Raw genomic sequence first — 13,325 nt, 5'->3', positions numbered from 1 at the left:
ACCTTGAACTTGACCATCACGCCAAGTACTTCAAACAGTACTACTGCTTCGGCTTGTGATAGTTACACTTGGTCAGTAAACGGGACAACATATACAGCTTCTGGAACTTATACTTCAGTAGTAGGTTGTCATACTGAAACCTTGAACTTGACAATAAACTCTGCAGAAACTCCAACAGGTGCTTCAACTCAAATCATTTCGGTTACTGATTTAAACGAAGCAACTTTGGAAGATTTAGTAGTTAGCCCTGCCAATGTAATTTGGTACGCTTCTCTTGCTGACGCACAGAATCAGATAAATCCTTTGGCTATTACTACAGTAGTAACGAATGGCGCAACTTATTATGCGGTTAATGTTACCTCAGGATGTTCGAGTACACCATTTGCAGTTACAGTTACCGTTGCATTAGGTGTTAGTGGTTTTAATGAGGCTAATTTTAAAGCATATCCTAATCCGACTTCCGGGATCTTTAATATTGCTTATTCAGAAAATATTTCTTCTGTTGTTTTGATTAATGTATTGGGTCAGGTTGTTTTAGAAAATCAGTCTAATTCTGATCAAGTATCTGTAGATTTATCATCATTGCCATCAGCAACTTATTTTGTTAAAGTTACCGCAAACGGAAAAGTTAAAGTAATTAAAGTAGTAAAAAGAGAATAGTAGTTAATTCAATTTGGGTTTTGAAATTAATGAATAAAACCACTAACATTGTTAGTGGTTTTTTTATGGAGAAAGGTTCAAAACTACTTTTAAATAAAGAGAAAAAACCTTTTGATTTTAACAGTTGTTTTTTTTAAAAATCCTTTGAATATAAGGCTTTTGAGAGGTAAAAGACTTTTAAAATTCATTAAATTAAAAAGTGTTCTTTTTTTTTGTATGGGTATAAATAATAGTTTTACTTCCACAACAACTATTTATTAACCAATTCAAATAATTATGTTTATCAATTACTTTTTGAAAAGTTCATTGCTAAATTCTTCGTCTTCAGACGGGAATCACTTTGGACAAAAACCAAAATCATTTGGTTTTGCATGGTTAGCTTTGATGCTATTGTTTGCCGTTACAGGTATTCAAGCACAAACGACCATTATCAATCCGGCGACGGATGGAGGATTCAATCTTGGGAGCACTTTTGCTGCCAATGGATGGACAGTTGCTAATGAAGGAGTGAGTTCGGTAAAATGGGCTGTAGGAACTGCTGCGTCGGGGACGACCTCAGTGGGAGCAACAACTAATGCTTCAGCTACAGTAACTTTAACAGCTCCTAATGCCAACATTGCTGTAGGGCAAATTGTTTATGGTTCAGGGATACCTGCAAATACCAGCGTTTTGAGTATTTCAGGTACCACTTTAACTTTGACACAAAATGCTACAGCAACAGCTTCGGGAGTTACCCTAGGTTTCGGAATGTTTTCCGGAGGGATTAGTGTTGGGACTACCCAAACTACAAATACTTCAATAGCGGTTAATACCTATTCTGTAACTTTATCAGCTGCAAATCCCAATATTTCAGTTGGGATGGCTATAGCTCCTATAGCAGGATTTATAGATGCGGGGACTTACGTTGCCAGCATCAACGGAGCTACATTAGGATTGTCAAAAGCTTCATTGAATGGTTCAATTTTGGCTGTTGCACAAACAATGGTTTTTAGTGCAACTTCTTCTGCCATAACAGGTAATGCTGCTTACATTTCAAATGATAATGGTTTTACCAATTCTTATGCCGGTTATCCGACAAACAGAACAGTATATTTCTATAAAGACATTACTACTATACCATCTACTGAAAAGGCGATGACTTTGACTTTTGATGTAAAATCGGCTCCGGCTTCAGGAGCAGGATGGCAAGTATGGGTGGCTCCAATTTCTCAAACTATAGTTGGTACGGATACTCAAGTTACTTCTCCAAACACTTATGGTGTAAATTGGCCTGGCGCTACGTTAATTTCTTTTAACGCGACACCACAAGTAGCTACTACTAAAATAACAGCATTTATTCCTAAATCTTTTGCGGGAACTTCTTTCCGTTTGATTTTTGTTTGGAGTAATGGGACTTCGGCAGGAACACTTCCTCCGGCGGCTATCGATAATATCTCTTTGGTGTCAAGAGTACCTGAAGAAATTACTTGTGCACAATCAGGACTTTGGTCACAAACTTCAACTTGGGATGGTGCTAAAGTACCTACACCTGCAGACGTTGTTGTTCTTGACGGAACTGAAACCGTTGTGGTTGACTCAAGATATTCTGGAGCTGAAGATTTAATTTTAGCAGGAACTAATTCAATAGTACAGTTTGCTGCGAGTGGTACTATTATAGATGACTTTACGATTGCTAATGATTTAAATATTAGCGGAAGTGGCGCTCGATTTAATGGTCATGACGGAGGGACTAATGGTAAACATATTATGGTAGGGCACGATGTTTATGTTGGTTCGGCTGGTTGTAGATTAGATATTTCAACAAACAGTACAATAGTAAAAAACGGAAGATTAACGTTAAATGGTTCTACATTACAAACAGTAACTGTTGAAGCAGGTGGTTTTTGTGGTGGAAGTGCTGCGGGAATTAATGCTTTTGGAAACCGTGCACGTGTTTTGAATCAATTGATTGTAGAGAACACATCGACAGCAACTCCAAATGTTGTCTTGAATTTAGACGGTTCAGTTATCATTAACGGTAGATTAGAATTAACCTCTGGTCGTGTGAGTGTAGCAACTGGTAGATTGGTTATTGGAAATTTTGGACAGACAGGAAATGTTTTTGTTAATCCTGGGTCTGGATTTACAGATGGTACTATTTCAAGGTTTATACAAACTGCAAATACTGCTAACATACAAACTGGTACAGAATATCCAGGAACAAATAATAATAATAAGCCTTATTGGTTCCCTTTTATTAGTGGCGCTAATATGGATAGAACTTTGTATTTGTTGCCTGATGTTAATCCGACAGTTGCTGGTGAAGTTGCCGTAACTTATACAGATTCAAATATAGTAACAGGTAGTTTGTCAATTGCTGATGGATCTTATACTATCAATAGCAGATATGGTGGCAATTGGACTTTCAGCACGCCTGAAACGGGAGTTATTGCTCCATCAATTGTTCATACAAATGCCTCAGGAACTTATAGAGCTATGGTTTATGCCAATGGTGCTTATGAAGCTACCAATGGTTCTTCAAGATTAATGAATTTGAGCGCGGCTCTTCCCGGTGCTCACCAAGAAGGAACTGCACAACCATTTGTGATTAGAACAGGGTTAACGTTAGCTAACTTGACTGCTGCTCCTATATATGTTGGAGTTAATGATGGTTCTAAAATAAATACAACTGCTGCAATTACCTCTGCTGCTTCTGGTTCTTGGAATTCTCCATCAACTTGGGTTGGTGGTGTGGTACCTGGCTGTAGCAATAATGTTGTTATTGCTTCAGAGCATACAGTAACGGTTACTTCTACAGCAAATGCTGCTGGTGTAGTAATTAATGCCGGAGGTACTCTAGTAAATAACGGAGGTACTATGACGGTTGGCTGTACAAACAACAATGCTCCTTTCTATAATTATGGAACGCATACTATGACTGCGGGGACTCTGAAAGTTAATGGTTTTGTTTCCTATAAAGCCAATAGTTTCTTCAACCAATCAGGAGGAGAAATCATCATTGACTCTAATGATAATGGGAACGCTGCTACTTCAGTTGCGTTTGGTGGTTCTTCATGTAAAATTGAAACGGATAAATTAGCGTTAACGGGTGGTACAATTACCATTGTTGACCCGCTAGTAAATGAAGAAACCCCAATAAATGTAACTTCTGCCACTAGTGTTGATTTGTCAACGCCAGCAAGTGGGACATACCAATATAATACAAGTGGAGCTACAGTAATCAATTCTCCTACCGTGGTTATGGCTAATCCTAATCTTTTTTATGTAGGGCAATCCATTTCTGGTACTGGTATTGCACCTGGAACCACTGTTACAAGTGTTACAGCGGTAAATGCTACAAGTAACTCTCCATTTACTCTTGGATTAAGTAACAATACAACAGCAGCTATAGCTAGTGGTACTTTGTTAAATTTTTCTGCCATGCAAAATGGTGCTTCTTCAGTAGTTGTGGGGCCTAATGCTAATAACGCTCTCATTTCTGTTGGATCGCTTATTTCAGGTTCTGGAGTTCAGCCAGGAACTACTATTACTTCGATAGTTTTTAGTGGTTTCGATGCTGCCAACACAAACGTAAAAATTAATTTATCTCAACCAATTTCAGGTTTATCTACTTCTCCTGCAACCTCTGCAGTAACTTTATCAATGCCAGCATTTACTATAGGTGCAAGTAGTGTCATATTGTCTGCCGCTAATCCTAGTTTGGTAATTGGTATGCCGGTAAGCGGAACAGGTCTTTTGGCTGGTACAGTTATTTCAAATATTGAAGGAGCTAAAGTTACCTTCACTAATCCTATTCAGTCTGGAGCTCCGACACCGTTTGTATTTAATGCTTATACATTTAATACCATATCTAGCGGTTCATTTATTTATTCACATCCAAATCATTATGCTGCTGGATTGAATCATACGTTACAAATAGGTGATGGTATTTCTACTCAAAAACCAGCAGTTACTACTAACGGTTTCAATTGTCAGTTTCAAGGATTTAGCACAGGATTATTTTCTCTAGGAAATCTTATAGTAAATGCTCCAGACGGGGAGAATAGATTTATGTCTAGTAGTAGTAATAATCAGAATAATAACTATTACATGAATGTTCAGAATAATTTCACAATCACTAGTGGAAGTGCTTTTAGAAGAACATTAACCAATACCAGTATTTATGTTGGAGGTAATATTGTGAACAACGGTAGCTTGAATTTACAATGGAGTTCAGGAGGTCTATATCTTGGAAACCGTATCAATGGAGTTGAAGTGCCAACTACACTTCCACAAACTATTTCAGGCTCGGGTACTTTTTATGCTAACCAATGGGCTCTAACAGGTAAACTTGTCCCGGGAATGTCTGTTGCAGCTTTTGTAATTAACAATACAAACCCTGCTGGGGTTACTTTGAATGTGCCTAATTTTAGAGTAGCAACTATGGCGCTTACCAACGGCATACTTCATACTTCTGCAACTTATCCAATTTATTTAAGTTATGCAGATGTTTTAGATGATACTCTTAGTGGAGGTAATTATCCTGTTGGTAGTGCCACAGCTTACATTGATGGTCCGGCGGCTCATGCTAATAAGTCTAATCTAAGTACAATTACACAATATAGATCATTTCCTGTAGGGAAAAATGGTAAGTTTCTTCCAATTTCAATTGCATCTACTGGTGGTGTTGAATTAATGGTTGAGGCTTTCGATACTAACTCAGGTACAGTAAATCCTAATGTTGGTTCAAACTTAAGCTCAGCAAGATGGGCTGTGACAAGAGTAGGTTCAGCAGGTAATTTTACAGGATATAATGTTAGATTAGGAGCTGCTCCAAATGTTAATGTTAATGCATCAAGTCTTATTGTTCAATCTGCAACAGCAAATGGAACATACGATGTTGTATCCACACCAGCTTCTGCAATTACTTTTACATCAGGAACTCCAAATACCATAAATTTAGCTACTGCTCAAACAGGAGGTATGTTAGGTAATTTTGCTTATTCTGATGGTGTAGCATGTACTGGTACCCCTGCTCCGGGAGCGACTATCGCTTCTTCTGCAACTGCTTGTTCAGGACAGCCAATTACTTTAAGTTTAACTACTGCTACAACAGGAGCAGGAGTAACTTACCAATGGCAAAGTTCTACCAATGGTGGTTCAACTTGGGCTAACGTTTCAGGTGCTACTGCTGCAACCTATGTAGATTCTCCGACTGTTAATACTTCTTACAGATGTAATGTAACTTGTTCTTCAAGTACAGGTACTTCAACTCCGGTTGCTGTAGCTATATCAGAATCAGTGGCTGTTGGAACAGGTGATACAATTTGTGAGAGTGGTGTAGCAAATTTAACTACATCAGGAAGTTCAGTTTTAAATTGGTACGATGCCCCAACAGGTGGTAACTTAGTGGCTACAGGTACTGATTATAGCCCTACTTTATCAACAACGACAACTTATTATGTGTCTTCTGCTTCTGTATCTTCAGGTTCAGTAAATACCGCAGCATTTGCAGGAACGGGTGCTTCATCAGCATTATTCAAAGGTATTGCCTTTGATGCAACTAATAAATTAAAACTAAAAACTGTTACGGTTTATCCTAAAAACACAGCCTCTCGTACAGCCATCACAGTTGCTTTATTTGATGCAACGGGGAATGTTGTTGCGGGAACTTCGCCGGTAACTTTTATGCCGACATTAGTAACAGGTACTATTGGTACAACTTCTCAAGTAGTAACGCTTAATTATAATGTTCCGGCAGGTAACGGTTATAGATTAGTAGTTACTAATGGTTTGGTTGCTACTAATAATACTTTAGGAAACAGTACCGGAACCATTACTTATCCAACATCGGGGCCGTTAAGATTGACAGGAAACGTTTCGGCTCTTAATGATGCGATTGTTACTACAGCCAATACTACTAACTGTTTCCATAATTTAACTTATGATGAGATTTGTGAGTCTACAACCAGAACGCCAATAGTTGCTACAGTAGGTTGTACTAAGAACTTGAAATTGTTCATCGAAGGATATTACATCGGTGGTGGTGCCATGACGCCTGTAAAAGCGAATCAAGGTGTAGGAACCAGCACTACAGATGTAGATGATGTTACGGTAGAATTGAGAGATGCTTCTACTTATGCTCTTGTTGCCTCAACCAGCGCTGTTTTAAAAACAGACGGTTCAGTTGCCGCTAAATTAATAGCACCGGCAGGAAATTATTTCATCGCAGTAAAACACAGAAATGCAGTTCAAACATGGAGTGCTGCTGCTGAAGCTTTTGGAACGTCTACAGCTACTTATGATTTTACAACGGCCGCTAACAAAGCATACGGTAGTAATATGGCCAATTTAGGTTCCGGAGTATTCGGATTCTATTCGGGAGATATTAATCAAGATGAAAGTATTGATTTAGGAGATTTCACTACATTATTTGGTGATAATGACAATTTTGCCTTTGGATACTTTAATACGGATTTAAATGGTGACGGATCAGTTGATTTAGGTGATTTCCCAGTAATATTCGGTAATTCAGACAACTTTATCTTCTCAAATCACCCATAATTAATTTAAATTCAAAAGAGATGAAAATAATAAAAAATAATTTAGGCAAGAGTTTATTACTTTTTTGCTTAGTAATGTTTTCCTTCTTAGGAAATGCACAAGTAGCCGGGACTCACTTTACAGTGAGTCTGGCCAACGTAACCTCAACTTCCAATACTATGGAATTTGATGTAATGTTAACTGTTGACGGTACCGGGGCTGCTGCTTCCGGAGTGAAAATGTCTGCTATGTCTGTTGGGATTAATTACAATACTACTGTTGTAAACGGTGGTACATTAACCTTATCATATGTAGCAGGGACAAAAAGTACAGCCATTGCACCTTTAATAAATAATACTTTAAATGCAGTTACACCTGGGCATTTGAGAATTGGCGCTACAGCATTAACAATAGATAATGCATTTGATGTGGTAAATGGTACTTATACATTCGGTAGATACAGAGTTACAAATACTGCTAACTGGGTTCAGAATTCTAATGCTCAATTGTGGTTACAACCAAACAATACAGGAGGTAAAACCAATACTGTTGTAAACGCATTTCCTTATGGGGCTACTACAGGTGCTTTATCATATTCTTACAACTCAACTTCTCCATCGGCTTCGCCGGGAGTTAGTTTGGTATATACTCAGGCTAGTACATTAAGCCATGCATTAAATACTAATTGTGGAATAACTTCTCAACCGGTTAATCCAACTATTTGTAAAGCAGTTGGTGGAACAGCTTCAGTATCTGTTACTGCTATTGGTACTTCTGGTGCTACATATCAGTGGGAAACACAAACACCAACCGGAACCACTTGGGCGGCAATTGCTAATAACTCAAATTATTCCGGAGCTAATACAGCGACTTTAAATATTACGAGAACTACTGCTGCAGTTCCTGCAGTTGGTACAAAATATAGAGTGATTATTAATGGAGGTGTTTGTAATAATGTAACTTCTGATACAGTTGTTTTACAAGAACAAACGGTTTTGTCTAAAGCTGCGGCCATTACGGCAAAATCTTCTACTAACGCAACTTTATCACCAGCCAATACTACTTGTCAAGGGAGTTCTGTTAATTTAACATTAGCGGCCGGAAGCATTGGTAATATTCAATGGCAGTCTTCTACCGATGGAATTAATTATTCTAATGTTGGAGATGTAATTGCTCAATCTACATTATCAGCACTTAATCCTGCTTTAACTTTTAGCACAAGTGTTTTAACACAAGATACTTGGTTTAGAGTTGTTGCATCTAATGGTATTTGTAGTTCTGTTAATGGAACTGCTCTTAAAATTACGGTAAGTTCTCCGGCCGTTGCAGGAACAATTACCGGTGGTGATGTGACAGTTTGTGCTTATTTAGCTTCAGGTACACCTATGGATACCACCGGAAACTTTATTACTTTGCCTTATACTAATAGTACTACTATGACTATCAATGGGAATAATGGTACTGTACTTTGGCAAAAATCTATCAATTATAATACTGCAACCCCAGTATGGTCTAGTGTTACAACCGGAATTGTAGGAAATCAATTGACAGTTGCTAATTTAACAGCTGATACTTGGTACAGAGCAATTATAAGTAATGGCGCTTGTAAGGCTACAACTGCTGTAACAAAAATTACAGTTAATAAAGCAGCTAAAGCTGGAGCTATAACCTCAACCATAAATAATGTTGTTACTTCGAGTGTTTGTACCGGTGGAGATATTACCTTTACTTCTGCAGCTTATACAGGTACTTCAATCCAATGGGAGGTTTCAACGACTTCTGCTACAGAAGGTTTTACAGTGGTAAGTGGTCAAAATGGACTTGTGTTTACTATGAATAACGTAGCTTATCCTCCGTTGTCAAAATTTTATGTTAGAAATGTAGTTTATAGCGGTTCTTGTACTATGGCAAGAAGTGCTGTTAAAACAATTACGGTTAATCCATTGTCAGTAGCCGGAACGGTTACCGGTGGAGGAACAGTATGTGCTAACAGTGGAGGAACGGTGAAAGTGGCCGGAAATGTTGGAAAGATCCAATGGGAATATTCAACAGATGGCGTAAACTATTTATTAGCACCTTACTGGAAAACAGTGGCGTTTGTGTCTACTTATTTTAATCCGAGTAATACTACTGAATTCAATACCACTACTTCAACAGGAGTGGCAGCCACTTATGTTTTCACTAATCTTACTTCAAATGTTTATTTTAGAGCAAAAATTACCAGTGGGGCATGTTCTTCAGTATACACCAATGCGGTACAATACGTAATTGGATCGGCTGCTGTTGCAGGTACAGCCTCTGCAACAAACACAACCATTTGTCCTGCAACTAGTACAACGTTAAATCTTACCGGTGCGGTAGGAACAATTACTTGGCAAAAGTCAACCAATTGGGCTACTGCTTTACCAACATGGACACCTATTTCAAATTCAAATCTGAATTCAATATCAACAGGTAACTTGACCGTTTCAACGGCTTTTAGAGCTTCTGTTACAATAGGTAGTTGTTCAACGGAAATTAGTAATTTTGTAGTAGTTAATGTTGTCGCTAAACCAGTAGCAAAATCTATCACAGCTAGCGTTACTTCTCCTTCAGGTGGTGCAACAACTCCTTTATGTACTTCAAATGCTTCTAAAGTATTGACTATTGGTGCGGGTTATTTAGGAAACATTCAATGGCAAACATCCACTACTTCTTCAACATTAGGATTTAGTGATATTGCCGGTCAAACAGGATCAAGCTATACTATTGCCAATCCGGTAGTAGGAGTTAACTATTATAGAGCTTCATTTACCAACTCTTGTGGGGTTGTAGTATATAGTGCGGCTGTAGCGGTTTATTACCAAGATTGTACTACGAAAAGTGTAGAAAATGCAACTGAACGCGCTCCTTTTGCAGTAATTGCTTATCCAAATCCTTACAGTGAAAACTTTAATTTGAGTTTAACCACCACAAGTGAAGCAAATGTAAGCGTTATGGTATATGATATGACCGGAAGATTAGTAGAACAACAAGAAGTTCGTGCCGATAAAATGGCTGAACTACAAGTTGGGAACAATTATCCTACTGGAATTTATAATGTAATTATTACGCAAGGATCCGAAGTTAAAACACTTCGTGTTGTGAAAAGATAATAATACTCCTAAGTAATTTTTTTTATTTGAAAATCCTTCTCGATTTATCGGGAAGGATTTTTTTATTTTTTTATTATGATTTTGTAAATTTTATGATTTATTTTGATGGTTTAAAATATTACTTTTGTCTTTATTAATCAATATATTTGCTACTGTTGGGCTTTTAATGCTTAGCAATACAACTTAAAAGAACGTGAATTGTCTTGCTAAAATAAACAGGTGTTTTTACTTTATTTTACTCTTTGGATTCTTCCATACGACTATCAATGCGCAAACTTTTTTGAACAAGCATCACTTGTCCGAAGATATTGAAAGTTTAATCAATTCAAATCCCAATCAAGCGCTCAAAATTGCTCAGTATTTATTGAGTAAAACCAATACAACAGATGAAGAAAAATCTCGGGTTAATTTTTTGATTTCTAAAGCTTATAAGGTAAAAGGCGATTACAGCAGTGCTTTAAATTTTCTCTTTGAAGAGAAGAATTACGAAGAGTATTTGAGCGAAGAGGAAAAAATAAGCATCGAAATCAATAAGGTTATACTGTTGAGAGAATTATCGTTGGACAAACAAGCCAAAAAAATCCTGGCCAAGTTAGAAAGTAGCCTCAGTAACATAGCAGATCTCCAGTTAAAGTCTTATGCAGAAGTTTCAATTGATATAGAAAAAGCCCATTTTTTATTGAAAGAAGGTCAAGTAAAAAAAGGAATCAAATTACTTCAAAGGCAAGAGGCTATTTCTGCTAAAATGGCCAAAGACTTTAAAGAACTAAAGTTGTATTTTGATATAACCCTCGGTCAATTGTTTTTGGAAGAAACAGATTTAGCAGCTTCAAAAAAATATTTTGATTATGCCATCAACATGATTAACGAGCAAAATGGCGATAATGCCTATTCAAAAATTGATGCTTTGTATGGTTTAGCGAGTGTCGCTTTTCACAAAAAAGCACACAAAGAAGTTATCAATTTATCTGAAGAAGCTTTGGTTCAAGCTAAAAAATTAAACAATCTTTTCCTGCAAGTAAAGATTATGCAGCTGCAAAGCGCCAGTTATTTGGCATTGAATGATTTGGCTAATTATAAATCTACCAATGTTAAGTTTTTTGAGGCCCAAAGCGAAACGGAAGCCCAAGAACAAGAAGCCATTAATACTACTTACAATCTTATTTCTGACGAGTATTCTGATGAATATGCAAAAGACAAATCAAACTATATCAGTTTTCTGTATGTAGTATCGGCCCTATTCTTGATTATCATATTGATTTGCCTCTTCTTTTGGCAAAAAACCATGCAACGCAAAAAAGGCTTAGATGAGATTATAAGCTACATCGAAATTACAAGAAGTAATCTTTTGGAAAGTTTTAGCGTAAACGACAAAAAGCATGAACCTAAAAAGAATGTCATTCTCAAGGAAACGGAAGAACAAATTCTTAGCAAACTCAAGAAATTTGAAAACTCCAAACGCTTTATCAATAAAGATATTTCTTTGGCTGTTTTAGCCGGTCAACTCGACTCAAATACAAAGTACTTGTCGGAGATTATCAACACCCATTATAACGTTAATTTCAACACCTATATCAATAAATTGAGGATCAATTACATTATTGAAAAGCTTAAGACAGATCCGAATTTTATCAATTATAAGATTAGCTATTTGGCCGAAAACTGCGGTTTTTCTTCCCACAGTAGTTTTGCCACAGTGTTTAAATCCATCACCGGTATATCACCTGTGAAGTTTATTGAGTTGTTGAACCAAGAAAAGGAAAATAATCTCTTAGAAGAATAAATGAGTACCAAGAAAAACATATATTTTCTATTGCTGTTATTAGTGGCCAAACTAGTAACCGCTGATACGGTGCATTCTCAAAACTACAAAAGAATTGATAGTATACTGAGAGTAGCTTCTACCGAAATTTATGTCAATCCTGATAAAGTTATCAAGTTAGGACATACAGTGGTGAAGCTTTCCGAGGAAAATATAGATTATAAAATCAAAGCCTATAAGTTGATTTCTGATGCTTATTCTTCCCGAAGAGATTATGAAAAATCGTTAGAATATGTCATAAAAGCCAATGAGTTGTTGGGTGAATCCAATGATAAGTTGCTTAAAATCATTATTGTTAACAAGATGGGAATCCAGTACCATCAATTAAAAGTGTATGACAAGGCCATACAATATTTGGATCAGGCAGAACAACTCATAGGAGAGTATCCGGTCAAAGATTCTATACATACTGAGCTTGGTAAAAATTATATTGTAAGAGGATTTATTTACAAAGAGAAACTCAGTTGTGCCATTGCCATTGCCTTTTTAGACAGAGGTATAGCCGAGTTGACCAAGTCAAAGAAAGAATCCGATTTGTCGAAAATCAGTATTGCGACTTACAATAAGGGGAACTGTTATTTGTTGTTAAAGAACAATCAATTGGCCCTGGAAAACTTTCAAAAATCGGTACAAATCGCCAAAAAAGTTAATGCTAAAAGTTTGCAGGCTTTTGCCTTAAAAGGATCGGCTAAAGTCTTCACTTTAGAAGGTAAAAATATAGAGGCGATTAAAGCACTAAACGAAGCATTAAACCTTTCGTCAGAGGTCAATGATTTGATTTTGAACCAAGAAATTTATATGGGTTTGGCCGAGAATTATTTGTTTATAAACGAGTGGGATCTGTTTAAAGAAAATCAACTTAAGTTTATAAAGACTCAAAAATTAATCAAAGATCGCGAACGTTTATCGGTTGGCGAATCCTTAGGTGTTAAAGAGGCAGAATCAAAGGCTATGCGTTCCGAACTTTCAAATCAATTTTACTATTTACTCCTCTTTTTATTGTGTGTTTTAACACTAATTGTTTTGTTTTTCTACGTATTAATCAAAAGAAAAAACAAAGAAATTGAAGCCATAAAAAGCCAAATCTATATTTTGCAAAATAAGAAAGGGAAAGAGGCTTAAGTCTCTTTTTTACTCCTAAATTTTCTCCAAATCCCCTCGTTATACTTTATAAATTCAGTAAATTA

5 protein-coding genes are annotated in these 13,325 nt (G+C 36.8%); all 5 read left to right on the top strand.

Translation table 11 applies throughout. The features are described 5' to 3' along the window. Positions 1-660, top strand: a 660-nt coding sequence (locus tag HA632_RS02350; protein ID WP_176305633.1) for a T9SS type A sorting domain-containing protein, incomplete at its 5' end; no start/stop codon positions are given. 276 nt (positions 661-936) lie between these two features. Then, positions 937-7,203, top strand: coding sequence for a hypothetical protein (locus tag HA632_RS02345; RefSeq protein WP_176305632.1), 6,267 nt, complete (start codon positions 937-939; stop codon positions 7,201-7,203). A 20-nt stretch (positions 7,204-7,223) separates the two neighbouring features. Next, positions 7,224-10,316, top strand: a complete 3,093-nt coding sequence (locus HA632_RS02340) for a T9SS type A sorting domain-containing protein (RefSeq protein WP_176305631.1) — start codon at positions 7,224-7,226, stop codon at positions 10,314-10,316. A gap of 280 nt (positions 10,317-10,596) precedes the next feature. Further along, positions 10,597-12,099, top strand: a complete 1,503-nt coding sequence (locus tag HA632_RS02335) for an AraC family transcriptional regulator (RefSeq protein ID WP_176305630.1) — start codon at positions 10,597-10,599, stop codon at positions 12,097-12,099. Continuing rightward, positions 12,100-13,260 carry a tetratricopeptide repeat protein gene (locus tag HA632_RS02330; RefSeq protein ID WP_176305629.1) on the top strand — a complete coding sequence of 387 codons (1,161 nt, stop codon included), beginning with the start codon at positions 12,100-12,102 and terminating at the stop codon, positions 13,258-13,260. Positions 13,261-13,325 lie beyond the last annotated feature (65 nt).

This window comes from Flavobacterium sp. J49, from assembly GCF_011742145.1.
Taxonomy (GTDB): domain Bacteria; phylum Bacteroidota; class Bacteroidia; order Flavobacteriales; family Flavobacteriaceae; genus Flavobacterium.
Note: the sequence above shows the minus strand (reverse complement) of the source record. Positions and strands in the feature narration are given on the sequence as shown.

Excerpts from the sequence above, each read along its gene's own strand:
- HA632_RS02345 (WP_176305632.1), top strand. The coding sequence starts at position 937 with ATGTTTATCAATTACTTTTTGAAAAGTTCATTGCTAAATTCTTCGTCT.
- HA632_RS02340 (WP_176305631.1), top strand. The coding sequence starts at position 7,224 with ATGAAAATAATAAAAAATAATTTAGGCAAGAGTTTATTACTTTTTTGC.
- HA632_RS02330 (WP_176305629.1), top strand. The coding sequence starts at position 12,100 with ATGAGTACCAAGAAAAACATATATTTTCTATTGCTGTTATTAGTGGCC.